The sequence below is a fragment of the Actinoplanes sp. CA-131856 genome, from assembly GCF_050956135.1.
In the GTDB taxonomy this organism is placed as follows: Bacteria; Actinomycetota; Actinomycetes; order Mycobacteriales; family Micromonosporaceae; genus Actinoplanes.
Genome location: NZ_CP191849.1, coordinates 7,414,457 through 7,439,954 on the forward strand (window position 1 = coordinate 7,414,457; position 25,498 = coordinate 7,439,954).

18 protein-coding genes and 1 pseudogene are annotated in these 25,498 nt (G+C 72.7%); 14 read left to right on the plus strand and 5 right to left on the minus strand.

Annotated features, from left to right (window positions below):
• The first annotated feature begins 1 nt into the window (after position 1).
• A complete protein-coding gene (locus ACQP2X_RS34310; protein WP_498689017.1) occupies positions 2–691 on the plus strand; it encodes a LuxR C-terminal-related transcriptional regulator in 690 nt (229 codons plus the stop codon).
• On the opposite strand, the gene ACQP2X_RS34315 is transcribed toward ACQP2X_RS34310, so the two are convergent.
• The gene (locus ACQP2X_RS34315; protein ID WP_498689019.1) at positions 688–2,538 is read right to left on the minus strand and encodes a hypothetical protein; all 1,851 of its coding nucleotides are present in this window, start codon (positions 2,536–2,538) and stop codon (positions 688–690) included. The two genes, ACQP2X_RS34310 and ACQP2X_RS34315, sit on opposite strands and share 4 nt — an antisense overlap.
• Positions 2,539–2,745: 207 nt before the next feature.
• Between ACQP2X_RS34315 and ACQP2X_RS34320 the strand changes: the two genes are divergently transcribed.
• From ACQP2X_RS34320 to ACQP2X_RS34350, 7 genes and pseudogenes are all read left to right on the plus strand, one after another.
• Positions 2,746–4,287 (plus strand): hypothetical protein, encoded by a 1,542-nt coding sequence (locus ACQP2X_RS34320; protein ID WP_498689021.1) that lies wholly within the window; start codon positions 2,746–2,748, stop codon positions 4,285–4,287.
• Positions 4,288–4,291: 4 nt separating this feature from the next.
• A complete protein-coding gene (locus tag ACQP2X_RS34325; RefSeq protein ID WP_498689022.1) occupies positions 4,292–5,137 on the plus strand; it encodes a hypothetical protein in 846 nt (281 codons plus the stop codon).
• Between the two features lie 208 nt (positions 5,138–5,345).
• A pseudogene (locus ACQP2X_RS34330) lies at positions 5,346–5,537 on the plus strand (alpha/beta fold hydrolase); the annotation flags it as partial.
• An 88-nt stretch (positions 5,538–5,625) separates the two neighbouring features.
• Positions 5,626–6,018, plus strand: coding sequence for an alpha/beta hydrolase family protein (locus ACQP2X_RS34335; RefSeq protein ID WP_498701362.1), 393 nt, complete (start codon positions 5,626–5,628; stop codon positions 6,016–6,018).
• Between the two features lie 255 nt (positions 6,019–6,273).
• Complete coding sequence (locus ACQP2X_RS34340; RefSeq protein WP_498689023.1) at positions 6,274–7,947, plus strand: ABC transporter ATP-binding protein; 1,674 nt, start codon at positions 6,274–6,276, stop codon at positions 7,945–7,947.
• Positions 7,944–9,665, plus strand: coding sequence for an ABC transporter ATP-binding protein (locus ACQP2X_RS34345; protein ID WP_498689026.1), 1,722 nt, complete (start codon positions 7,944–7,946; stop codon positions 9,663–9,665). The genes ACQP2X_RS34340 and ACQP2X_RS34345 overlap by 4 nt, the downstream gene beginning before the upstream one ends.
• 93 nt (positions 9,666–9,758) lie before the next feature.
• Positions 9,759–11,315: a S1C family serine protease gene (locus tag ACQP2X_RS34350; protein WP_498689029.1), complete on the plus strand. Its 1,557-nt coding sequence runs from the start codon at positions 9,759–9,761 to the stop codon at positions 11,313–11,315.
• A 56-nt stretch (positions 11,316–11,371) separates the two neighbouring features.
• Here the strand turns inward: ACQP2X_RS34350 and ACQP2X_RS34355 are convergent, their stop codons facing one another.
• Positions 11,372–12,508 (minus strand): glutamate--cysteine ligase, encoded by a 1,137-nt coding sequence (locus tag ACQP2X_RS34355; protein WP_498689031.1) that lies wholly within the window; start codon positions 12,506–12,508, stop codon positions 11,372–11,374.
• 59 nt (positions 12,509–12,567) lie between these two features.
• On the opposite strand from ACQP2X_RS34355, the gene ACQP2X_RS34360 reads away from it, so the two are divergent.
• The 3 genes from ACQP2X_RS34360 to ACQP2X_RS34370 all read left to right on the plus strand — a co-directional run bounded on the left by ACQP2X_RS34360 (position 12,568) and on the right by ACQP2X_RS34370 (position 16,518).
• Positions 12,568–14,370, plus strand: coding sequence for a hypothetical protein (locus tag ACQP2X_RS34360; RefSeq protein ID WP_498689032.1), 1,803 nt, complete (start codon positions 12,568–12,570; stop codon positions 14,368–14,370).
• Positions 14,371–14,499: 129 nt separating this feature from the next.
• The gene (locus tag ACQP2X_RS34365) at positions 14,500–16,026 is read left to right on the plus strand and encodes a lysyl oxidase family protein (protein ID WP_498689033.1); all 1,527 of its coding nucleotides are present in this window, start codon (positions 14,500–14,502) and stop codon (positions 16,024–16,026) included.
• Positions 16,027–16,128: 102 nt separating this feature from the next.
• Positions 16,129–16,518: a VOC family protein gene (locus tag ACQP2X_RS34370; protein WP_498689035.1), complete on the plus strand. Its 390-nt coding sequence runs from the start codon at positions 16,129–16,131 to the stop codon at positions 16,516–16,518.
• On the opposite strand, the gene ACQP2X_RS34375 is transcribed toward ACQP2X_RS34370, so the two are convergent.
• Positions 16,507–17,172: a helix-turn-helix domain-containing protein gene (locus ACQP2X_RS34375; RefSeq protein ID WP_498689036.1), complete on the minus strand. Its 666-nt coding sequence runs from the start codon at positions 17,170–17,172 to the stop codon at positions 16,507–16,509. The two genes, ACQP2X_RS34370 and ACQP2X_RS34375, sit on opposite strands and share 12 nt — an antisense overlap.
• Positions 17,173–17,202: 30 nt before the next feature.
• Positions 17,203–17,463: an SCO0607 family lipoprotein gene (locus ACQP2X_RS34380; RefSeq protein ID WP_498689037.1), complete on the minus strand. Its 261-nt coding sequence runs from the start codon at positions 17,461–17,463 to the stop codon at positions 17,203–17,205.
• Between the two features lie 68 nt (positions 17,464–17,531).
• Here ACQP2X_RS34380 and ACQP2X_RS34385 point away from each other — a divergent pair, with 68 nt between their 5' ends.
• Positions 17,532–18,407, plus strand: coding sequence for an alpha/beta fold hydrolase (locus tag ACQP2X_RS34385; RefSeq protein ID WP_498689038.1), 876 nt, complete (start codon positions 17,532–17,534; stop codon positions 18,405–18,407).
• Between the two features lie 4 nt (positions 18,408–18,411).
• On the opposite strand, the gene ACQP2X_RS34390 is transcribed toward ACQP2X_RS34385, so the two are convergent.
• Positions 18,412–19,971: a hypothetical protein gene (locus ACQP2X_RS34390; RefSeq protein ID WP_498689039.1), complete on the minus strand. Its 1,560-nt coding sequence runs from the start codon at positions 19,969–19,971 to the stop codon at positions 18,412–18,414.
• 115 nt (positions 19,972–20,086) lie between these two features.
• Between ACQP2X_RS34390 and ACQP2X_RS34395 the strand changes: the two genes are divergently transcribed.
• On the plus strand, positions 20,087–22,768 hold the full coding sequence (locus ACQP2X_RS34395; protein ID WP_498689040.1) for an ATP-binding protein: 2,682 nt from the start codon (positions 20,087–20,089) through the stop codon (positions 22,766–22,768).
• A gap of 40 nt (positions 22,769–22,808) precedes the next feature.
• Positions 22,809–25,487 carry an AfsR/SARP family transcriptional regulator gene (locus ACQP2X_RS34400; protein WP_498689041.1) on the plus strand — a complete coding sequence of 893 codons (2,679 nt, stop codon included), beginning with the start codon at positions 22,809–22,811 and terminating at the stop codon, positions 25,485–25,487.
• Positions 25,488–25,498: the final 11 nt, after the last annotated feature.

Genomic DNA, 25,498 nt, shown 5'->3' on the forward strand with positions numbered 1-25,498 from the left:
CATGCCGACCATCCGTATCCTCATCGCCGACGATCAGCCGCTGGTCCGGGCCGGGATCGCGGCTCTGCTCGCCGCCCAGCCCGGCCTCGCTGTGGCCGCCACGTCCGCCGCCGGGCCGGACGCCGCCGAGGCCGCCGCCCGGCACCACCCGGACGTGCTGCTGCTCGACCTGCCGCCCGCCGCCGATGACAAGATCGACCTGATCGGCCGGCTGGTCACCGACACCGCCTGCCACCGGGCCGGCCATCCGGTCCGGGTGCTGCCGATGACCGCCGACTACAGCCCGGAGCGGGCCTGGCAGGCGATGCGGGCCGGCGCCGCCGGCTTCCTGCTCAAGTCGCGCCCGCCGGAGACCTTGATCGGCGCCGTACGGACCGTGGCCGAGGCCGGTGTCTGGCTCGATCCGGTGGTGCTGCGCGACATGCTGGTCGAGCTGGCCTGGCGCCCGGCCGGCGGCCGGAGCCCGTCCCGGCTGGTGGCGCGGCTCACCGCCCGCGAGCGCGAGGTGCTGATGCTGCTGGCGTACGGGCTGGGCAGTGTGGAGATCGCCGAACGCCTGTTCCTGAGCCAGGGCACCGTCCGCACGCACATCGGGCGGATCCTGATGAAGCTGGAGTGCCCGGACCGTACCCGGGCGGTCGTCGTGGCGTACCGCTCCGGGCTGGTCCGCACCGGCGCCGCCGCGGCCTAGACCAGCCTCGCGGTGCTCTTGCGGAGTTCCCTGGTGTCCCTGATGGTCTCCGGGTCGAAGACCTTGACCGCCGCCTTGTCGGTGAGCAGGTCGTCCAGCAGGTCGACGGACTGCTTCGGCTCGGCCGCGCTCGTGCCCAGCCGGCCGTCCTGGCGGTACACGTTCGAGCGGCTGTAGTAGATGCCGAGGGCGCGGTTGAGCGCCGCCACGATCGGGTCGGCGGTGCCCTCGGTCCGCCGCCGGTCGGCGCGGATCTCCTGCAGCCGGCCGGCCACCCCGGGCAGCGCGTTAGTTCCGCCGACCGACAGCCAGACCTGCGAGTCGGCGTCGAGCAGCGCGTCGCCGTGCGCCTCGTCGCGCCGGCGCGTCGGATAGGCCACCTGCACGTCGAGCGACTCGCCCAGAACCACCAGCGAGTGGCCGTGCGTCTTCTTGTCGGGAATGGCCACCAGCGGCGTCAGGCGGTAACGGCCCGGCTCGGCGACCAGATATCCGCCGGCGCCGAAGCTGAGATAGAGATTGCGCTTCTTCGGCGGATCGCCCTTCTTCAGCGTCTCCGCCGGGCCGGCAACCTCGGCCAGGCACCGCCGCACGGCCGGCGAGAACGACTGCGTGACGTCGATCCGCGCCGGCCCGGGCACGGGGTTGCGCTCGACCAGGATCTCCAGAAAGCCAGCCTTGATGTCGAGAACGTCGGTGGGCAGCGAGACCGGGGTGTCGGCCCTGTTCTCCAGGCTCACCTGAAGGTAGAGCGGCTGGCCGTACGCGAACTTGGCGCCCCGGGCCGGCGGCCGGAGGGTGAGCCGCAGGTCCTTGCCGGGCGTGGACGACAGGAAGGACGGCTTGGCGCCCTTGGCCCCGCTCCAGTAATCGAACGAGCGGAACAGCGACGCTCCCGGCATGACGGCGGGCAGCGCGCCGTGCCGTACGAAAGCAAGCTCGTCATCGTCGAAGCCGCTGCGGAAAGCCTCCCAGTAGGCGTCCACCTCACCGCCGCCCATGAACTTGTCGGGATAGTTCATGACCGACGGCGAATCGGCGAAGCCGACCGCCCGCTCGAACCGGTGGGCCAGGTTGAGGGCGTGCCCGACCTCGTGCACCATCGTGTACTCGATCTGGCGCTCGGGGTTCCGGTCGCGGAAACGCTTGCGGATCTCGTCGACGAAGACGGCGCAGCCCTGCCGCGGGAAGAGCTTCACGTCGAACATGACGCCGTACAGCCCCTTCCGGGTGGCCCGGGACAGGAGCATCAGCTGGACCCGCCAGTCCGGCACCCGCAGGTCGACGTTTCCGGCGGCGTGCTTCTTCATGGCGATGTCGAGCACCGTGTAGACGTTGCCGTCGTGCCAGGCCCAGGCCTGGTGGCGCGGGATGCGGGGGCCGCCGTCGATCTCGGTCACCTCGAACCCGGCGCCGTCGAGGGACCGGCGCAGCACCTCCCGCGCCCCGTCCCGAACCTCGACGCCCTCCTCGACCTCGATCTCGACGCTCAGCCGGCGGAGCCGGTCGCTCTCACGCTGGACCTCCACCACCAGCGGCGTGCGAGCGGACAGGCCGTTGATCTGCTGGTCGAACCGGAGCTTGACGGTCGCGACGTCGGGCCGGGCGTCCTTGCGCCGCACCGTCAACCGGCCCTGGGTGACCCGGCCGTCGGACGACTGGCAGATCACCGGCCAGGGACCCTTGCGGCTCGGTCCACGGATGCCCGGAGCGAGCCGGAAGGACGCCAGATAACCACCGCCCGGCGCCTCCAGGAAAAGATCGCCGCTCATCATTCCGGTGACGTCCTCACGGAACTCGAGAGTGATCCCCTGATCGTTCGTCCCCTTGAATCTTCCGTTCCTCATGAATCACATTCTTCAGCCGGAGCGCCGCGCCGTTCGTCGGCCGCACGCCCGATATCGGGTGTCGGATCACAGACGTACGACCGAAGTTCTTCACGACATTTGGCGTACGCCGAAGGACGTACCCGATGACGGAAATCGGCCGACGCGGAAAGCGTCGCCGGAAATCGACGATGGAGATCCGCTTCCGCGAGGGAAAGGACCACCGTCATGCCCGCCGTCACACCGCCCGACGTGGAGATCACCGATCAGGCACGCACCCCGGTCGAGGACCCCACGCTCGGGATCGGCGTCACCGTCGACCGCGACGGAACCCCGCCGCACCGCCTGGTCACCATCGGCGACTCGCTCACCCACGGCATGCGCAGCGGCGCCGTCTATCAGACCGAGCTGTCGGCGCCGGCCATCGTCGCGCACGAACTGGGCTGGCTCGACCAGTTCCGCTATCCCACCTACGGCGGCCCCGGCGGCCTGCCGCTCAACATCGAGCTGTTCCTGCGCGAGCTCCAGGACCGCTACGGCGACAAGGTGGACTGGTGGGAGCTTCCGCTGGCCCTCTACAGCGCCCGGCAGTGGATGGACGGCGGCGAGGACTACTGGGAGCGCGGCCCGGGCTCGGCCGTTCCCACGACCACGAGCATTCCCCACAACCTGGCCATGTACGGATGGGACCTGCGCGACGCGCTCAGCCAGACCGCGGGCCGGATGCTGTCGCGGTTGCACAGCCCCTCGGACGCCCTGATCAACCAGCGGATCGAGAACGACTCCGAGCGGGCCGCCCTGCGCATCTACCCCACCCAGCCGGTCGCCGGCCGCGACCGCACCGTCTTCGACCTGGCCGCCGAGCTCGGCAGGGACGGCATCGAGACCCTCGTCGTCTTCCTGGGCGCCAACAACGCGCTGGGCGCGGTCACCGACCTGAAGGTGGTCTGGAGCGGCGACGGATATCGCGACCTCGACCGCAAGGGCGAATACACGGTCTGGCGCCCCACCCACTTCGTGGAGGAGCTGGCCGAGGTGGCCCTGCGCGTGCGCGAGATCAAGGCCCGGCACGTCATCTGGTGCACGGTCCCGCACGTGACGATCGCCCCGATCTGCCGCGGCACCGGCGGCAAGATCGAGCCCGGGTCGCGCTACTTCCCGTACTACACCCGGCCCTGGATCAGCGACCGCGACTTCGACCCCGGCCGCGACCCGCACATCACCGCCGACGAGGCGCGCGCCGTGGACAGCGCCATCGACCAGTACAACGACGCCATCACCGACGTGGTCCGCGACGCCCGCACAGGCGGCGAGGACTGGTATCTGCTCGACATGGCCGGCGTGCTCGACCGGGCGGCCAGCCGCCGCTACCTCAACGACGTGACGGCCCGCCCCGACTGGTGGCGGCCCTATCCGCTGCCGGCCCCGCTGGCCATGCTGACCCCGCCGTACACTTCGGAGTTCCTGACCGCGGACGGCAACGGAGGCCGGGCCACGGGCGGCCTGTTCTCCCTGGACGGCGTGCACCCGACCGCGACCGGCGCCGGCATCCTGGCCCAGGAGATCATTCAGGTGATGCGGAGAGCCGGGGTCCCCTTCCGTACGCCCAACGGCGCCCCCCGCAGCGAACCGGTCGGCGTCGACTTCGCCCGCCTGCTGCGCCGCGACACCCTGGTGACCCGGCCGCCGCAGAACATCAACGCCGCCCTGTCGGTCTTCGGCTGGGCCGACGAGACCCTCGACCTGATCCGCACGGCCGTCCCTTTCTAAAGCCATGACAGCTAACCCGGCACCCCTCTTCCCCTGGCCCGAGCCGTGGGCGGTGCAGGCGGCCGTCGAGGCTGACCGCATCGAACACCGCCTGAGGGCCGCCACCACCGGCACCCTGACCGACGCGCAGCAGGTGAGCCGGGCGGCAGTCGAGTCCCATCTGAGCCAGGCCCGCGACGCCTGCCGGTGCGCTTCCCGCCGCAAGCGCCGCGGCCTGCGCGACAAGTGGCGCGGCACCTCGGTCGAGAGCGCCTACATGCATCTGCACGCGGCGAAGATCTTCCTGGTCGATCTGCTGCCCTGCCCCGAGTTCGAGGCGACGGTGCCCGAGGCCACCACCCGCCTGGCCATGGTCTTCGGCCCGGACGATCCCCGCCGCTGCGAGGTGGAGCGGATGCTGGAGAACAGCCCACCGGACCAACGGCGCGCGGTCCTCAAGCAGGTGATGGAGACGGCCTACGACGCCAGGGACGAGGAGTACGTACGCCTGCGCGACTTCCGCAACATCATCCTGATCGTGGCCGCCCTGGGCGCGGTCGGTGGTTTCCTGGGCGCGCTGATCGCCATCCGCAATCTGCGGGGCACGTCGACCCCGTACTCGGTCTCGACTGCTCTCGCGGTCCTGAAGGTGCCGGCCGGAGCGCTGAGCGCCATCATCGGCATCCTGCTGCTGTCCGGCGGCTTCGTGCCCGGCCTGACCAACCTCGACAACCAGCGGCAGATTCTGGCGTACGCCCTGTTGCTCGGCATCGCCCAGCAGCTGGTGACCCGGGTCGCGGACGACCGGGCCCAGCAGATCCTCGACCACCTCCCCAGCAAGGAGACCCGCCCGGAGGCGAAGCCGTCATGAAGCCCGCGATGCTCCGCCACATCGGCGGCGGGTTCTTCGTCCTCTGACCTACGATCGCCGGATGCTCTACCCGCCGATCGAGCCCTACGCCGTTCACCGCCTCGACGCGGGTGGGGGTCACCGGCTCCACGTGGAGGAGGCCGGCGATCCGGCGGGGATTCCGGTGCTCTTCGTGCACGGTGGGCCGGGCAGTGGCCTCGCCCCGGTCATGCGGCGCTTCTTCGACCCCGCGCGCTACCGGATCATCCTTCCCGAGCAGCGGGGCGCCGGGCGCAGCACGCCGCGCGGCGAGCTGCGGGAGAACACCACCTGGCATCTCGTCGGCGACCTGGAGATGATCCGGGAGCGTCTCGGTGTGAGCGCCTGGCTCGTCTTCGGTGGGTCGTGGGGGTCGACGCTCGGGCTCGCCTACGCCCAGTCGCATCCGGACCGGGTGACGGGGCTGATCCTGCGCCTATCACCGCCGGCTCCTCGGGCCCGACGAGGACGTGGCACGGCGCTGCGCCGAGGCGTGGATGCGCTGGGAGGCGGTCAACTCCTCGCTGACACCCGACCCGGGCCTGATCGCCTCCCTGACCGCCGACGACACCGTGCTGCCGGCGGCCCGGATCCTCGCCCACTACGTCGTCAACGGCGGCTTCTTCGCGTCGGAGACCCAGCTCCTCGACGGGGTCGACCGCATCCGGCACCTGCCCGCCACCATCATCCAGGGCCGCTACGACCTGTGCTGCCCACCCGTGACGGCGTACGACCTGGCCCGTCGCTGGCCCGAGGCCACCCTGCACATCGTCCCCGACGCCGGCCATTCGTCCCTCGAGCCGGGCATCACCCGGCGTCTGATCGCCAGCACCGACCACTTCGCCGACCTGCTCGCCGGCTGATGTCCTAGAACGGTGGGGCGTCGGAGCCCGGTGACAGCGGGATCTGTTCGCGGTTGCCGTTCCGCTTCCGGGGTGGCCAGCGGTCATCGATCGCGGCGGCCGCCCGGCGGCAATCGGGGCACGCCCACTCCTCGTCCGGGCCGGGGCTCGGCAGCCGCCTCGCCTCGTGGCCGCACACGTCGCAGTGCAAGTCGATCACGTCCCGTTCGGAGGGCAGGTTAGCCTTACCTGATCTTGAATGAGGGAGCTCGGCGGTTGTTCAGACAAGGTAAGCCCGGCACGGCGATCCTGCGCAGGGCCGTCGCCCGCCAGGGCAAGCGCCTCTGGACCGGGACCGCCCTGGCCGGTTTGTACCAGTTGTGTGCGGCGCTCGTGCCAGTTCTGATCGGTGTGATCGTCGACCGGGCGGTCGGCCGCGGGGACTGGGGCGCGCTCGCCCTCTGGATCGGCGTGCTTGTGCTGGTCTATCTGGTGCTGGCCATGTCCTACCGCTTCGGCGCGCGCCACCTCCAGCGGGCCATCGCCGAGGAGGGTCACCAGCTGCGGGTCGAGGTCGCCGGCAAGATCCTGCACCCACGGGGGCTGCGGACCGATCAGCGCTCCGGCGACCTGCTCACCGTCACCACCACCGACGCCGAGTACACGTCCTACTTCCTCGACCACATTCCGCGGATCACCAGCTCCTTCATCGCCGCCTCGGTCAGTGCCGTCACCCTGCTCGTCATCTCCCGGCCGCTCGGGCTGATCGTGCTCATCGCCACGCCGATCGTGCTGGCCGTCCTCAACCTCACCGCCCCGCTCATCGCCCGCCGCGTCGCCGACCAGCAGAGTCAGGCCGGCAAGGCCACCTCGCTCGCCACCGACCTGGTGACCGGGCTGCGCCCGCTGCGCGGATTCGAGGGCCAGGACGCCGCCGCCGAGCGCTACCGGACGGTCAGCCGCCGGTCGCTGGCCGCGACGGTGCGCGCCTCCCGCACCCAGAACGCCTACCAGGGCGTCTCCTCCCTGCTCAGCATGCTGCTGGCCGGCGGCATCGCGATCACGGCGGGCTGGTTCGCGCTGACCGGCCGGATCACCATCGGCCAGTTCATCACCGTGATCGGGTCGGCCCAGTTCCTCATCGAGCCGTTCGGGGTGCTCGCGGTCGTGCCGAGCTGGGTCGCCACGGCACGGGCCTCGGCCGACCGGGTCGCCTCGGTCACCCGGGCCGGGCACGTTCTGCGAGAAGGAACGAAGACCTTTTCCCGTACGCCGTACGAGCTGCGCCTCGACGCCGTGTCCCACGGGCCGCTCACCGATATCGACCTGCACGTGCGGCCGGGCGAGTTCGTCGGGGTGGTCGCGCACCGGCCCGCCGACGCCGAGGCTCTCGTGCGCCTGCTGGCCTTCCCCGAGACGTACGACGGGGAAATTCTCTTGAACGGTGAGCGCCTCGAAGCGGTGGACCGGGACGAGGCGCGGCGGCTCCTGCATGTCGAACCGCACCAGACGGATCTCTTCAGCGGCACGCTGGCCGCCAACATCGACCTGCGCGGCGGCGACCGTCTCGACGACGCTCTGCGGGCGGCCTCGGTCGACTTCCACGAAGAGGGACTCGACGCGGAGATCACCGAGCGCGGCACCAACCTCTCCGGCGGCCAGCGCCAGCGCCTCGCCCTGGCCCGCGCGCTGCACGCCCGGCCGCCGCTGCTCGTCCTGCACCATCCGACGACCGCGGTGGACGCGGTGACCGAGCAGAGCATCGCCGACGGCATCCGCGAGCTGCGCAAGGGACCATCGTTCGCCACCGTGGTCATCACCAGCAGCCCGGCCCTGCTCGCGGCGGCCGACCGGGTCGTCGTCATCGGCGACGGGACGGTCACCGCCGAGGGGCGGCACGCCGAGCTCAGCGAGCACGACGAGACCTATCGGCGGGCGGTGCTGCGGTGATCCTCCCCGTGGCCACACCCCGCGCGACCAGGGCCTGGGTGGGCCGTGAGCTGCGCGGGCGCCGGCTCGAGACCGGGCTCGCCCTGCTGACCGGAATGGTCGCGGCGGCCGCCTCGATCGCCCCCGCGTACGCGCTGGGCCTGCTCGTCGACCGGATCAGCGCGGGCGGCGACGCCGACTCCATCGCCGGGGTCGCTGTCGTCATCGTCGTCGCGGCCGTGGTGGGCGGCGCCGCCACCGGGCTGGCCGGCTTCCTGATCGGCCGGTTGGGCTCCCGCGTCTTGGCCGACCTGCGCGAGAGCACGGTCGCCACCGCGCTGCGGCTGCCGGCGCTGGTGCTCGACCGGGCCGGCCGGGGCGACCTGCTGTCCCGGGTGAGCGCGGACATCGCCGCCGTCGACCGGGCGGTCAAGGAGGTCCTGCCCGGCATGATCTCGGCGATCCTGCTGGCCGGGCTGACACTGGTCGCGATGGCCGGCATCGACTGGCGCCTCGGCCTGGCCGGCGCGGTCGCCGTGCCCCTCTACGTGATCGCGCTGCGCTGGTATCTCCCGCGGGCCGCCCCGTCGTACGCCGAGGAGCGGGTCGCCATCGCCGCCCGCTCGCAGCTGTTCGTCGAGGGCATGCAGGGCCTGCCGACGGTGCACGCCTATCGCCTGGAGGACCGCCAGCTCGAGAGCATCGCGGCCGCCTCGGGCCGGGCCCGGGACATCTCGATAAACGTCTTCGGCTTCTACACGCGCTTCGTGGGCCGCATCAACCGGGCCGAACTGGCGGGGCTGGGCGCGGTGCTCGTGGCGGGCTTCCTGCTCGTACGGGGAAATCTGGTCTCCGTCGGTGAAGTCTCGGCCGCCGCGCTGTTGTTCCATCGCCTGTTCGGCCCGGTCACGCTGCTGATGGCCACCTTCGACCGGGCCCAGGACGCCGGCGCCAGCCTGGCCCGGCTGGTCGGGGTGCTGGGCATGGAGATCGAGCGCCGTACGACCGTGACGGCGCCGGCCGGGCGCGATCTGACCCTGGACGACGTCACCTTCGCGTACGGCTCGGAGCCCGTCCTGAGCGGCGTCTCGCTGCGGGTCGGCCCGGGCGAGCGGGTCGCCCTGGTCGGTTCCACCGGCGCCGGCAAGACCACGGCGGCGTCACTGGCCGCGGGCATTCTCCAACCTTCCCAGGGGTACGTCACGGTCGGCGGTGTTCCGGTCGGCAAGCTCCCGCCGCAGACGATCGCGATCGTGAGCCAGGAGACACACGTGTTCGCGGGGCCGCTGGCCGAGGATCTCAGGCTGGCCCGCCCGGCGGCGTCGGACGACGAGGTGGCGGCGGCCCTGGACCGGGTGGGCGCGCTGGGCTGGGCCCGCACCTTGCCCGACGGCCTCGACACGGTGGTCGGCGATGGCGGTCACCAGCTGACGGCCGCGCAGGCGCAGCAGCTGGCGCTGGCCCGGGTGGTCCTGCAGGACCCGCCGGTCGTGGTGCTGGACGAGGCGACGGCCGAGGCGGGCAGCGAGGGCGCGCGCGACCTGGAGCAGGCGGCCACGGCCGCGCTGGAGGGCCGGACGGCGCTGCTGGTCGCCCACCGCCTCACCCAGGCCGCCTCGGCCGACCGCGTCATCGTCATGGAACACGGAAAGATCATCGAGGACGGCTCGCACACCGAGTTGGTGGCGGCCGGCGGCCGCTACGCCCAGCTGTGGGCGGCGTGGTCGAGCCGGGCCTGACCCTCCAAGCTTCCTCCAGGAGACGCACAGCGGGCCCATAGGAAACCGAACTACACCGGAGGTGAACGAGGCTTCGCCCAGAGGGAGACTCCGGTGACCATTCCCGACCAGAACACGCCCGCCCCCACCCCGGCCGGCGGACACCCCGCGCCCGCTCCGGCCCAGGGCTTCCCGCTCCCGCCCGGCGCGCACCCCACCGCCACGCCCGGCCCCACCGGGCCGCTCCCGCCCAGCGCGCACCCCACCGCTACGCCCGGCCACGCCGGATGGCTGCCGCCCGGCGCGCAGCCGACTGCGGCGGCTCACCAGGGCGGATGGCTGCCGCCCGGCGGGCACTCCGCAGGCGCGGGATGGCAGCAGTACCAGCCTTATCAGCCCTACCCTCACCCGGCGCCGGCCCGGCCTCGCCTCAACCGCCTGGCCCTGGCCATCGGCGGTGGTGTGGCCGCGCTCGTGGTCGCCGCCGGGGGCGGGTTCGCGGCGGGCTGGTCCCTTCACCCGGACAATTCGTCCTCATCGACGCAAAGCAGCGCGTCGCCCGTTCTTCCGCTCGTCCCCGGAACCGGCTCGCAGTCCGGCGACGGCGGCCTCGGCTCGGGATCCGGCTCCGGATCGGGCTTCGGCTCGGGATCCGGCTTCGGATCAGGCTCCGGCTTCGGATCGGGATCGGGGTCCAGCGGTTCCACGACCACCGCGGGCGGCGCCACCGCCAGCCAGGTGGCCGCGGTCGCCGCGAAGGTGGACCCGGCTCTGGTGGACATCACCACGGTGCTCGGGGCCCAGAACGCCGAAGCGGCCGGCACCGGCATCGTGCTCACCTCGGACGGTGTGATCCTCACCAACAACCACGTCGTCGCCGGGGCCACCAGCATCACGGTCACCGACATCGGCAACGGGAAGAACTACCGGGCCGCCGTCGTCGGCTACGACCGGAGCGCCGACATCGCCGTCATCAAGCTCTCCGGCGCCTCCGGTCTGGCCACCGCCACCCTGGCCACCTCGACCACGGTGAAGACCGGCGACCCGGTCGTGGCCATCGGCAACGCCGGCGGCACCGGCGGCACCCCGAGCGCGGTCGGCGGCGCCGTCACCGCCCTCGGCCAGTCGATCACCGCCTCGGACGAGTCGAGCGGCTCCTCCGAGCAGCTCACGAACCTGATCCAGGTGAACGCCGACATCGAGGCCGGCGACTCCGGAGGCCCCCTGCTGACCACCTCGGGCGAGGTGATCGGCGTCGACACCGCCGCCTCGGCCGGCTTCAGCTACCAGTCCTCGGGTGGCGCCGGCTACGCGATCCCCATCGCCACCGCCGTCAAGCTGACCGACCAGATCCGCTCCGGCGACTCGTCGTCCACGGTCCACATCGGCGCCACCGCCTATCTGGGCATCCAGACGACCGACAGCTCCGCCTACGCCACCACCGGCCCCGCCGTCCTCGGCGTGGTCGCCGGCTCCCCCGCCGCCTCGGCCGGCCTCACCCGCGGCGACGTGATCACCTCGGTGGCCGGCACCCGGGTCGCCTCGGCCACCGCCCTGACCACGTTGCTGGACCGCTACCACCCGGACAACAAGGTCAAGGTCGCCTGGACCGACGTCTCGGGCCAGTCCCACACCGCCACCATCACCCTGGCCACCGGCCCGGTCGGCTGACCGGTCACGCCCAGGCGGGCCTCAGCCGGATGACGACCCGGCTGAGGCCCGCCTCTTCACGAGAGCGGGCGGCCCTCGCGCAACTCCCGGACCAGGGTCGAGACGACCGCCTTGAGGCTGCCGGCGTTGGCGTCGGCCACCCGCAGCTGGCGCTGATAGCTGGCGCCGCCGGCCACGATGTCCCGTAGCCGGGCCAGCTCGGCCGTGCAGCCGAGCGACTCCGCGACCGGGGCCAGGGCCGGCATCAGCTCCTCGAGGTCCTTGGTGACCAGCAGCTCGTCGCCGGCGCTGTTCTGGATGATGATCGCCTCCATGCCGTACCGTGCCGCCCGCCATTTGTTCTCATGGACGAACCACGGCTGGAGCCTCGGCACCTCGCGGCCGGCGTCGAGCTCGGCCGAGAAATGCTCGACCAGGCACTGCGTCAGGGCCGCGATGGCGGCGATCTCCCACGCGGTGGAGATGCCGTCGAAGGTGCGGACCTCGATCGTGCCCCACTTCGGCGAGGGGCGGATGTCCCAGCGCAGCTCGTTGAGCTCCTCGATGACGCCGGTGTGCATCAGGTCGCCGACCAGCTCCTCGTACGCCTGCCAGTCGGCCAGGCAGGGTGGCAGCCCGGCCGTCGGCAGCTGCTGGAACATCAGCGCCCGGTTGGAGGCGTACCCGGTCCGCTCCCCCGCCCAGAACGGGCTCGACGCGCTCAGCGCCTGGAAGTGCGGCAGATAGGTGAGCAGGCCGTCGATGATGGGCAGCACCTTGCGGCGGTCGTCGACCGCGACGTGCACGTGGACGCCCCAGATCATCATCTGCCGGCCCCACCACCGGGTGCGGTCGATGAGGGTGTCGTACCGGGGCTTACCCGGTGTGACCTGCTGCTGGAACCATTGGCTGAACGGGTGGGTGCCGGACGAGATGAGGTCGACGCCCATCGGCTCGGCCAGGTCACCGACCCGCTCGGCCAGCCGGGTGAGGTCGTCCACGGCGTCGCGCGCTCGACGGTGAGGCGCGCTGACGATCTCGACGGTGTTGGTGAGCAGCTCGCTCGTGACGTGCGGAAACCCGTCCGCGACGTCGATCTTGGCCAGGAGCTCGGGTGCGGCCGGGGCCAGTTCCCCGCTGCGCCGGTCCACACAGGCGATCTCCCACTCGATCCCTAGACGCGATCTGTCCGACCGGGCGAAGTCGATTCCCATCCCCACACTGTACGTAGTCGAGGTTGCTCAGAGCGTCACGACGGCGTAGACATCGGTCTATGCCCAGCGTGAAGCGCCGCCTCGCACTCATGGCTTCGGCGGTGATAGTCGTCCTGACGCCCTCCACCGCCGTGGCCAAGCCGGCGACCGGCCTGCTCCCCTTCCCCAGCGACCGGTTCACCGTGCCCGACCGCGACAGTCCGACCGGGCGCCGGGTCCATTTCGGGGCGGACGCGCTGCCGGCGAACGTGGCCGGCAAGCACATCGACCCCACCGAGTGGAACCGGCAGGACGGGTTCAGCCCGGGCACGCCGATCCTGGCCGAGGTGCCCGGTCTCGACCCGGTGGCCTCCGGCATCGCGCCGGTCACCGACATCGGCCGCTCGCTGGCCCCGGACGCGCCCATCCTGCTCATCGACACCCGCACCGGCCGGCGCACGCCGCACTGGGCCGAGCTCGACGCCCACGCGACCGAGCGGCCGCTGCTCATCATCCGGCCCGCCGTGGCCCTGCGCGAGGCCACCCGCTACCGCGTCGTGCTGCGCCACCTGCGCGACAGCGCCGGGAAGACGATCCGCGCGCCGCGCCCGTGGGAGTTCACCGTGGCCAGCACGGCCGGCCTGACCGGGCGGGTGCTGCACATGCGTGACCAGGCGTTCGCCGCCCTCGGTGGCCGCCCCCCGGCGTTCACGGTCAGCCAGGTCACCGACTACACCGCCGAGCAGGACGCGCGCATCGCCCGCCAGGTCCGCGGCACGGTCACCGTGCCGAAATATCTGACCGGCGACGGCGGCCCGGGATCGCGGCTGCTGGCCGAGCCGTCCGGCGACCTGGCGGCCGACTTCGTCTGCAACCTCCCGCGCAGCGCCACCGCGGCCCGCCCGGCGCATCTCTCGCTCTACGGGCACGGGCTGCTCGGCGCCCCGACCGAGATCAACGCGGGCAACGTCAAGCAGATGGCGCAGACGTACGACTTCATGTTCTGCGCGTCGAGCTGGATCGGCATGGCCTCGGGCGACATTCCGTACGTCGTACAGACCTGGAGTGACCTCAGCACCTTCCCGGCCGTGCCGGACCGCCTCCAGCAGAGCTTCCTGAACTTCCTCTTCCTGGGCCGGGCCATGATCGCGCCGAAGGGCTTCGCCTCGCACCCCGCCTTCCGCGACGCACAGGGGCGCAGCCTGCTCAACCGCGCCACCGGCCTGCACTACGACGGCAACAGCCAGGGCGGCATCAACGGCGGCGCGCTGACCGCCATCGCGCAGGACTGGACCCGGTCGGTGCTCGGCGTGCCCGCGATGAACTACAGCACGCTGTTGCAGCGCAGCGTCGACTTCGCCCCGTTCCAGCAGTTGCTGGACCAGTCCTACCCGGACAAGCACGACCAGCAGCTCATCTTCGCGCTGATCCAGATGCTGTGGGACCGGGCCGAGGCCAACGGCTACGCCCGCCACATGACCGGGAACCCGTTACCCCGTACGCCCGCTCATCAGGTCCTGATGCACGTGGCCTTCGGCGACCATCAGGTCTCACCGGCCGCGGCCCAGGTCGAGGCGCGCACCATCGGCGCCCGGATCCATCGGCCGGCGCTGGCTCCCGGCTGGTCCGACGAGGTCACCCCGTTCTGGGGCATCGCGCCGATCCCGTCCTATCCCTATCGCGGCTCGGCCCTCGTCGTCTGGAACAGCGGTCAGGCGTACGCCCCACCGCCCACCAACCTCGCACCCAGCGGCCCGGAGTTCGGCCTCGATTCGCACGAGTTCCCCCGCGCCCAGGAGAGCGCCCAGCTCCAGAAGGCCACGTTCCTGCTCACCGGGAAGGTCATCGACGTCTGCCACGGTTCACCCTGCCCGCGCATCTGACTTTCGGCCGAGGCGGTCGTTCGGCCGAAAGACACAAATCGTTGGAACCTCACAGGATCCTCACAGCTGTCCTTTTTGGATGTTCGGGAGCGGTCGCCGCAGCGGCGGCCGCCCGACCGGAAGGACCCCATGAGGCGATCACACATCATCAGGTACGGCGCGGTGGCGGCGACGCTCGCGCTGACCGCCACCGGCGTGGGCGTGGCCCAGGCCGCGGCCGCCCCGCCTCCGCTGTCGTTCGTGGCCGCCACCGGGCAGGTGACCGCCGAACGGTACAACTACGACGGCGAGATCTACTTCGACTTCAACCTGGGCCTGCACGTGATCGCGGGCAAGGACCCGCTGGAGATCTGGGCCAAGCGCACCGGCTACGACAAGCCGATCGTGGCCGAGCGAACCGTGGTCCAGAACGGCAAGAAGAAGAAGGTGGCGCTGCCGGCCGGCATGGTCACCGACTTCAACGGCCTCAAGGACTTCACCACGATCACCATCGCCGACGAGTCCGGCGCGGTGGTCACCGAGTACAAGACGCCGTTCTGCGGCAACAGCTGGGTGTCGGCCCGGACCCGGCCCGACGCGCCGGCCACCAACCCCTATCCGACCGGCTGCGGCGGCTACAACCCGTTCACGCTGGGCGCGGTCTGGGGCGTGCAGGCCGGCTGGGACGCCGCGGTCCTCGACCAGCCGCAGACCGAGGCGTTCGACCTGCCGGTCGGCAAGTACACCGCCACGGCCACGGTGAACCCGGTCTACAAGTCGCTGCTCGGCATCCCGTCCGACCAGGGCACGGCCAAGGTCGAGGTCACGGTGGTGGACGCCGAGATCGACAGGGGCGGCCTGGCCCGCCTGAAGGCCGCCGACGCCGCTCCGGCCGCGCACGACGAGCACGAGGCGGTGGGCCCGCAGGTCTCCACCTACGTGCCGGAGCTGCGCGCGCCGGCCAAGCGGCCCACCCCGCTGAAGGCCACGCCCGCCGCCGGCCCGCGGCCCGACCTGCGCTCGCTGCCGGCCTGGGAGATCGCGCTGTCCGAGGAGGACGGCAAGGACTACGTCAACTTCGGCGCGACGGTGTGGAACGCCGGCACGTCCCCGCTGCTGGTCGACGGCTTCCGCCGCACCGGCACCGAGCTGATGGACGCGTACCAGTACTTCTTCGACGCCAAGGGCAACCAGGTCGGCAGCCGCCCGGCCGGCACCATGGAGTGGGACGCGCGCGAGGGCCACAAGCACTGGCACTTCACCGACTTCGCCCAGTACAACCTGCTCGACTCCAGCCAGAAGCTGGCCGTGCGCAGCGGCAAGGAGGCGTTCTGCCTGGCCAACACGGACGCGGTCGACTTCACCATCCCGAACGCGAAGTGGCGTCCCGAGAACACCGACCTGTCCACCTCATGCGGCGCCAACACGGTGGTCGCCGTCCGTGAGGTCCTGGACATCGGCAACGGCGACACGTACAGCCAGTACCGCCCCGGCCAGTCGTTCGAGATCACCGATCTGCCGAACGGCACCTACTACATCCAGGTGCTGGCCAACCCGGAGAAGAAGCTGGCCGAGCTCGACACCACGAACAACTCGGCCCTGCGCCAGATCATCCTCGGCGGCACACCGGGCAACCGCACCTTGACCGTTCCGCCGGTCCACGGCATCACCGGCTGAGAGACGCGGTGGCCCGCCGGCCCCTGCGGCGTGCGGGCCACCGCGCCAGTGACGTCCGTTTTCTTCAAGACCTCGAAACCCCTTCGGCCGTACGGTCGTCACATGGCACCCACTTTCAACGCGATCGGCCTGGCCGTGGCCGACATGGCCGCTTCCCTGGCCTTCTACCGCCGCCTGGGCCTGGAGTTCCCGCCCGGCGCCGAGACCGAGCCGCACGCCGAGGCGACGGTCGCCGGCGGCATCCGGCTCATGTGGGACACCCACGCGTCACTGCAGTCGTTCGACCCGGACTATCGACCCGGCGAGCCGTCGGGTGGCTGGGCCTTCCTCTGCGCCGACCCCGCAGAGGTCGACAGTGTCCACGCCGAACTGACCGCCGCCGGGCACAAGTCGGTCAAGGCGCCCTGGGACGCCCCCTGGGGTCAGCGATATGCCCAGGTGGCCGACCCCGACGGCAACGTGGTCGACCTGTTCGCCTGGTCATCGCAGTAGCGCGCCGAGCGGCACGCCGGCCATGGCCCGCACCTCACGCGCCAGGTGGGCCTGGTCGGCGTAGCCGGCGTCGGCCGCCACCGCCGCGAACGCCGCCCCGCCCCGGGCCAGCGCCACCGCCCGTTGCAGCCGGAAGACCCGGTGCAGCGTCTTGGGCCCATATCCGAAGGCGTTGTTGCTGCGCCGCTGGAGCTGCCGCGCGCTGAGCCCGCACCGCTCGGCCACCAGGCCCACCGGCACCCCGGCCCGGGCCGCCCCGGCCACCGCGACCATCACCCGGTCGGCCCCCTGCCACCGCCGCCGCGCCGCCGCCGTGAGCGCGGCCAGCGGATCGCCCGACTCGGCGATGGCACGCACCTCGGCCGCCGGCCACAGATCGTCGAGCGGCACCTGCCGGTCGACGATCTCGCAGGCGGGCACCCCGAGCACCCCGGCGCCGGTGCCGGCGCCGAATCGCAGCGCCACATGCCGGCTCCCCACCACGGGCAGCCCGAGCTGCGCGGTCGTGTCGGGCCCGGCCACGAACACCGTGCCGTCACGCCAGATCAGGTCGAGACAGCCGTCGGGCAGGATCCGCTTGGGCCCGTCGCGCGCTCCCGTCACACTGCGCCACGCGACGACGTACGGCAGCTCCGATGTCCATTCCTCGTACATGCCCCGACCTTCCCACGGGCGTACGACAAGTTACCGAATCTCGTTCCCCCGCTGGTCAAGCTTGTGCGACTCCCAGTACCGGTCCCACTCGTCCCCCACCTTCCGCGGCTCCTTACCCGCCGGGAAGCGCACATATCCCTCGGGCACCGGCTCACCGTCCGGCACACATCCGCGCCCGGTGAAGCTGTCCACGGCGGCCACCGGATATTCGCCCGAGCCGCAGATCGCCTCCTCGAACGAACATCCCGCCACGCCGGACAGCAGAAGGGCCACCACCAGGAACCGTCTCATGCCGTGAAGTCTTGTCGGCCGGGGAAAAGCGTGCATGGGTACGCGTACTCAACCGCTATCGTGCCCGCATGGTCGACTCACGGGAGCAGTTCGTGACCTCCGGGCCGCTGCGGATCTGGACCGAGCGGACCGGTGATCCCGGGCTCCCGGCCGTTCTCATGGTCATGGGATCGGCCGCTCAGGGCATCAGCTGCCCCGGCGAGCTGGTCGGCCGGCTCGTCGAGCGCGGGGTCCAGGTGATCCGGTTCGACCACCGGGACACCGGCCGCTCCAGCGTCGTCGACTTCGACGCCCATCCGTACACGATCAGCGACATGGCCCGCGACTGCCTGGCCGTGCTCGACGGCCTCGGCCTCCGCTCGGCGCACGTGGCCGGCGCCTCCCTGGGCGGCATCATCGCGCAGTGGCTGGCCGTGCACGCGCCCGAGCGGGTCCGTTCCCTGACGGTGATGTCCAGCTCGCCGATGGGTCACGATCCGGGCGAGCTGTGGGCCCGGGCGCGGGCCGGTGAGCCGGCCGACCCCGGCGATCTGCCACCGCCGACCGCGGCCTTCCTCGCCCACGAGGCGGCCGGGCTGCCGCCGGGCGTGGAGTCCGATGTGGCCCTGTTCCGGGTCTTCAACGGGCCGGTCCGGCCGTTCGACGAGGCGGCCGCCCGGGCCATGCTCGAGCTGGCGCTGTCGCGGGCGACCGACCCGTCGTCCGCGGCCCACCATCACCGGGCCGTGTGGGTGCCCGACCCGAGCTTGGACGCCCCGCTGTCGTCGATCACCGCACCCACGTCGATCGTGCACGGCGACCAGGACCCCATCTATCCGCTCGGTCACGGCGAGGCCCTGGCCGCCGCCATCCCGGGCGCGACGCTGCACGTCGTGCCCGGCATGGGCCACGTCTTGACCTCGCCCGGCCTGCCCGGGGAGGTCGCCGACCTGATCCGGCTGTGACCGGTCAGGCCCAGTTGACCGGGCGCAGCTCCGGGCCGACGATGTGGCCGACGTGCGGGTCGGGGTGCTGCTGGTCGTGCATGAAGTGGCCGGCGTACCAGATCACGACGTCCGTGCCGTCGATGCTCTCCCCGTCGACGTACTGGCTGATCTTGTTCTGGGTCTGGGACGGGGTGCCGCTGACGCCGCCGTATCCGTCGTCGATCTCGTCGCTGTGATAGCGCAGGAACCACATGTCGGCCACGCCGTACGGGTCGGCGGTGCCGTCGGTCAGGCCGGGCACGATCGTGTAGCCGCGGTTGGTGTCCCTGTCGCGCACCCGCCAGGGCCGGGCCGGCACGCCCCGTTTGACCGATCCCTCCCGGAGGCGGCGGACCCACGGCGGCTGGTTGGGCGCCGGCGGCACCCGCCGTTCGACGATGTCCCGGCCCGCGCCCTCGATGTCGAAGTCGAGCCGCCAGTAGACGTGGTGCTGATGCCGCTTGCACGTCCGCGGGTTGCGCGTGCCGGCGAAACCGAACCGGGGCTTGATGATCCCGTCGTCGCGCAGTTGCCACTCCGAGACGTACCGGTACCAGGCCGCCTGGACCTCGCTGACGATCCGCAGCTCGCCGTCGGCGTAGCGGAACGCGACACCCTGGAAGTCGCCGGCGTCGGTGCCGGACTCGAGGATGGTGGCCGGCTGCCGGCTGCACACCCGCCAGCCGTTGCCGACCGGGTCGGTGCCGACGGCCTGGAACGGGGTCTCCTCGTTCTGCCAGTCGCGATAGGTGGTGCCGTCGTCGTAGAGGACGTTCAGGATCGGCACGTGGGCCCGGTGGAGCACCAGCCGGCCGCGATATCGCACCATGCGCAGCTCGACCCCGGAGCCTTTGCCGTAGGTGGTGGGCTCGGAGTCGCGCGGCCGCACGACGGTGAAGCTCCACAGCTCGGTGCCGCCCTGGACCACCCGTACGTTCACCCGGCCCGGGCCGCCGGCGTCGGGCTCGCTCTCCACGCCGACCGGCAGCGTCGCCTCGCAGTCGTGGTTGGTGTGCCGGTCGACGCCCTCGGGGGACAGATCGACCTTGCGGTCGGCCAGGTCGACCGCCACGATCCGGTGCTTGGGGCTGTCGGCGGGCCGGTAGACGCCCAGGGTGACCCGGCGCTGGACGGTGCCGTCGTCCCGCTCGACGTTGGCCAGCGGCGGCATCGGCTGGTAGAGGACGACGTCGGCGTAGTCCGGGTCCTCGCGCAGGATGGCCGCCGCCTCGCGCAGCTCGGCGCGCGTGGGCAGGGGCACGTGCGCGCTCGGCCGGACCCGGAACTCGCCCGGCCGGCCGGTGTCGCCGGACACCTCGACCGCCTGTCCCGACCGGGTCGAGTAGAGCAGCGCCCGGTAGGCGCCCTTCTGCTCACCGTCCCGGCTCTCCCACTGCGGCGGGCTGCCGATCACCGTCTCCGGTTTGGCCTCGCCCAGCAGGGCGGACACCTCCGCGTCGGCCAGCGCGGCCGCCACCAGTCGATCGGCCGTCAGCGCGGGCTCCGCCACGGGCTCGAGCAGCACCTCAGTCGTGTCCGGCATGTCTCCTCCCAGCTTCTTCTCCGCCGAGCGTAGGACGGTCCCCGACCCGCCCGTGGGCTCCGTCCTTGACCCGACAACGCCTAAGCTCACGATCGGGGGATGGGGGAAAGAATCGATGAGTGACCAGGCGCTCTACGGCCGTGACGCCGAGCTTCGGCTGGTGAACGGGCTGGTGCGGACCGTCCGCGACCGCGGTGGAGCGCTCGTGGTCCGGGGCGAGGCCGGCATCGGCAAATCGGCGCTGCTGGACGCGGCCCGCCGCACCGCCACCGCCGAGGGCCTGCTCGTGCTGTCGGCGACCGGCGTCGAGGCGGAGTCGCGGCTGCCGTTCGCCGGTCTGCACACCCTGCTGCGGCCGGTCCTGGACCGTGCCGGGTCCCTGCCCGCCCCGCAGCGCGACGCCCTGCTGGCCGCGTTCGGCATGACCGCCGCCGCCACTCCCGACCTGTTCCTGGTCGCCCTGGCCGCGCTCAACATGGTCGGCGAGACCCAGGGCACGCTGCTGATCCTCGAGGACGCGCACTGGCTCGACGAGGCGAGCGCCGAGGTGCTCGGTTTCGTCGCGCGGCGGCTCGACGCCGACCCGGTGCTCCTGCTGGCCGCCGTCCGCGACGGCTTCCCCACTTCCTTCGGCGCCGGCCTGCCCATGCTGCGGCTGGAACGGCTCGGCGAGAAGGCCGCGGAGGCCCTGCTCGACGCCCGGGCCGGCGCGCTGCCGCCGGGGTTCCGCCGCCAGGTGCTCGACGATGCCGCCGGTAACCCGCTGGCCCTGGTCGAGCTGGCCGCGGCACCCGCTCCCGAGGCGCTGCGCCCGCTCAGCGACCGCCTGGAGGAGGCGTTCGCGGCCCGGGTCGCGAAACTGCCCGAGGCCACCCGGTCCCTGCTGCTGGTGGCCGCGCTCAACGACGGCGACGCCCTGTCCGAGGCGCTCGCGGCGAGCGGCGGGACGACGGCCGACGTCGGGCCGGCCGTCCAGGCGTCCCTGCTGGAGCCGGACGAGGACCGGGTCCGCTTCCGGCATCCGCTGATGCGCTCGGCCCTCCATCAGCGGGCCGGCCTGGCCGAGCGCCACGCGGCCCACGCCGCCCTGGCCCGGGTGCTCGCCGGCCAGCCCGGCCGGGCCATCTGGCACCGGGCGGCCTCGCTCTCGGAGCCGGACGAGAGCGTGGCCGCCGGCCTGGAGGAGACCGCCGCGCAGTCCCGGCGGCGTGGGGCCGTGACGGCCGCGCTGTCGGCCCTGGAGCGGTCGGCCCGGCTCACCGCCGACCCGGCCCGGCGGGCCGAGCGGCTGCTGCGCGCGGCCGAGGCCGCGGTCGAGCTCGGCCGGCACGACGTGGTGACCAGCCTGATCGAGCAGGCCCGCACGGCCGAGCTGTCGCCGCGGCAGCGAGGACAGCTGTTGTGGATCGAGGCGAGCTTCGGTGGCGGTCTGCGTGAGGAGCACCGGCGGCCGGAGGCGATCGCGGCCGCGGCCGAGCGGGTGGCGGCCGACGGGCATGTCGACGTCGCGCTGCGGCTGCTGAACGGGGCCGCGCTGCGCTCGTTCTGGACCGGGGCCGACATCGCGGCCCAGCACCGGATCGTCGACGTGGCCGAGGCTCTGCCGGTGGCCGCCGACGATCCCGACCTGCTGGCGATCCTCGCCTTCGCCGCGCCCATCGACCGGGGCGCCACCGTCATCGCCAGCCTGCGGCGCGGCGCCGAGCGCGCGGGCGGCGACCCGGACGCGGTGCGGCTGGTGGGCTCGGCGGCGATCCTGGTCGGCGCCTTCGACCTGGCGCTGACCTGTTCGACGGCCGCCCTTCCGGCGCTGCGCTCGCAGGGCCGGCTCGGCCTGCTGGTCCGGGCCCTGGGCGCGCAGGCGTGGAGCGCCGCCCACCTGGCCGACCTGGACGCGGGCATCCCGGCCGCCGAGGAGTGCGCACGGCTGGCCGCCGAGACGTCCCAGCCGCTGTTCGTCGGGATCGGCCGGTCCACCGCGGCCGTGCTGGCGGCGCTGCGGGGCGACGAGGAGGCCGCGCGTGGCCATGCCACCGTGGCCGAGCAGGGCGCCCTGTCCGGCGGGGTGCGCCCGGTGCTGGCCACGGCCCGGCTCGCCCGTGGGCTGGCGGCGCTCGGGGCGGGTCGCTACGCCGAGGCGTACGAGCACCTGCGGCGCATGCACGACCCGGCCGATCCCTCGTTCCACCCGGCGCTGCGGTGTTTCTCCCTGGCCGACCTGGCCGACGCCGCCGTGCACAGTGGACACGCGGACGACATCAAGAAGGTCGTGGCCGAGATCGAGGAGTTCGGCCGGCGGACCCCGTCGCCGGCGCTGCACGGTGGCCTCCGGCATGCCCGGGCCGTCCTCGCCGGCGACGACCGGGCCGAGGAGTTGTTCCGGGCGGCTCTCGAAGAGGGCCCGTTCGGAAGGGCGAGGGTCCAATTGGCGTACGGGCGATGGCTGCGCCGCCAGCGCCGGGTGGCCGACTCCCGGGGACCGCTGCGGGCCGCCCGCGACACGTTCGACAGTCTCGGCGTCACCCCGTGGGGCGAGCTGGCCCGGCAGGAGCTGCGCGCCTCCGGCGAGACGAGCCGGCGCCGCACGGTCGAGGCGCACGAGCGGCTGACCGCCCAGGAGCTCCAGATCGCGCAGATGGCCGCCGACGGCATGACGAACCGGGAGATCGGCGAGAGGCTGTACCTGTCACACCGTACGGTCAGCTCGCATTTGCACCGGATCTTCCCGAAGTTGGAGATAACCTCCCGGGCGCAGTTGGGCGCGATCGTGCGCAGCCGGCCCACGGCCGTCATCTGACGCTCGCGAGCGCCACCGGCGGCGGCCTAGCGTCACGCTCATGGCGAAGATGTGGTTCGCGGTGCTCGGCCCGGTGCGGGCCTGGCGGGACGGCGCCGAGATCGACCTCGGCGCCCCGCAGCAGCGGTCCGTGCTGGCCGTGCTGCTGGCCCGGGCCGGTCAGCCGGTCAGCCTGGCCGAGATCGTCGACACCCTGTGGTGGGACGACCCGCCGGCCACCGCGGTCAACGCGGTGCACCGCAGCGTCGGGCTGCTGCGCCGGGCCCTGGAGCCGGGGCTGAGCGTGCGCGGGGTGGGCCGCTGGCTGGTCCGGGCCGGCGGCGGATATCGGCTCGAGGCCGGGCCGGACGAGGTCGACCTGCTGCGTTTCCGGTCGCTGCTCAACGAGAAGGCGTACGCCGAGGCCCTGGACCTGTGGCAGGGCCCCGCTGCCGCCACGCTCCCGGCCGAGGTGCGCGGGCAGGCCGTCTTCACCGCCCTGGACCGCGAGTACGAGGCCGCCGCGGCCGAGGCTGCCCTGGTGACCGGTGGTTCCGGCCGGCTGCTCAGCGCCGTGGAGCTGGCCGCCGACCGGGCCCCGCTGAACGAGTCGTTGCAGGCCCGGCTCCTGCTCATGCTGGCCGGGGCCGGCCGCCAGGCCGATGCCCAGAAACGCTATGCGGAGGTCCGGGCCCGGCTCGCCGGCGAGCTGGGCGTGGAACCCGGGCCCGAGCTGGCCGCCGCGGCCCAAAAGCTGATCAAGCCCGCGGCCGTGGCCCAGCTTCCGCGCCGGCTGCCCGGATTCACCGGCCGCGAGCCCGAGGTGGCGGCCGCGCTCACCCTGCCCGACCGGGAGATGGTCGGCGCGATCAGCGGCATGGCCGGCGTCGGCAAGACCACCTTCGCCGTGCATCTGGCCCACCGGTTCGCCGATCGCTGCCCCGACGGCCAGCTCTACCTGCACCTGCGCGGGTTCGGTCCGGGCGCGGCCATGGACCCGGCCGAGGCGCTGGTGCGGCTTCTCTCCTCGCTCGGCGTGCCGTCGCACCAGATCCCGGCCGATGTGGACTCGCGGGCCGCGCTCTACCGCAGCCGGCTGGCCGGCCGGCGGATGCTGCTGCTGTTCGACAACGCCCGCGACACCGCGCAGGTCCGCCCGCTGCTGCCGGGAGCACCCGGCCACGTGGTGCTGGTGACCAGCCGCGACCGGCTCGCGGGCCTGGTCGTGTCGGACGGTGCGCGCCCGATCGCCCTCGACACGTTCTCGACCGGACAGGCCCGGGACTTGCTGGCCGCGCGGCTCGGCGCGGACCGGATCGCCGCCGAGCCGGCCGCGGTCGACAAGGTGATCGGCCGGTGCGGCGGCCTGCCTCTGGCCCTGGCCATCGTGGCCGCCCGCGCGGCCACCCAGCCCGGTTTGACGATGGCCGAGCTCGCCGCCGAACTCGACGCGGCCGACCGCCTGACCCAGCTGACCACCGGCGACCCGGACAGCGACCTGCGGACGGTCTTCTCCTGGTCGTACCGCGTCCTGGCCGACGGACCGGCCCGGCTGTTCCGGTTGTTCGGCCTGCATCCCGGGGCCGACATCACGGTGGCCGCACTGGCCAGCCTGGCCGGCCTCGCCCCGGCCGCGGTCCGGCCCCTGCTGACCGAGCTGGTGCGGGCCGGCCTGCTCACCGAGGTGTCCCCCGGCCGGTACGGCGCTCACGACCTGCTGCGCGCCTACGCCGCCGACCTGGCCGGCGCGGACGAGCCGGCCCGGTCCCGGCTGCTGAGCCACTATCTGCACACCGCCCACCGGGCCGCGATGCTGCTGGCGCCCGGCCTCGACCCGCTCGCGCTGGGCGAGCCCGAGCCGGGCAGCCGGCCCGAGAAGCTGACCGGCGAGGAGCAGGCCCTGGCCTGGCTCACCGCCGAATATCGGGTGCTGCGGTCCTTCGTGGACCGTCTGACCGGCCTCGACGCCTGGCGACTGGCCTGGACGCTGGACACGTTCCAGCGCCGGCAGGACCTGCGCCACGACCAGGTCACCACACGCCGGGTCGCGCTGACCGCCGCCAAGCAGCTGGACGATCCGCTGCTGCTGGCCGACAGCTACCGCGATCTGGGCCACGCGCTGGCCCGGGCCGACCGGGCCGACGAGGCGCGGGCCCACTTCACCTACGCCATCGAGCGCTACACCGAGCTCGGCGAGACCGTCCGGCGAGCACACACCGAGCGGGGCATCGGCTACACGTACGTGCGACCCGGGCAGTACGAGCGTGTGCTCGAACACTACCTGCGGGCCGAGGGCCTGTACCGCGCCGCGGGTCATCGGGCCGGCCTGGCCAAGAGCCTGAACGAAACCGCGTTCCTGCACGCCAAGCTCGGCCGGCACGAGCTCGCCCGGCAGCGCTGCGAGCAGGCCCTGGTGGTCTTCCGCGAGCTGGGCGACCGGCACGGCGAGGCGGCCACCCTGGACACCCTCGGCCTCGCGCACACCGGCCTGGGCGAGCACGGGCGGGCGATCGAGTGCTTCCGCGCCTCGGCCGAGCTGTGCGTGCGGATCGGCGACCGGCGCTCCGAGGCCGAGGTGCTGGTCAACCTCGGCGACGCCCACCTGGCCGCCGGCGACCCCTCGCAGGCCGTCGGCGCGTGGCGGTCGGCCGTGGCCGTTCTCGACGACCTGGGGCGGCCGGAGGCGCACGCCGTACGCGAGAAGATCGATGCCCACACTTTGCCCACTAGCGCTGCCTAACGTCTCGGGGC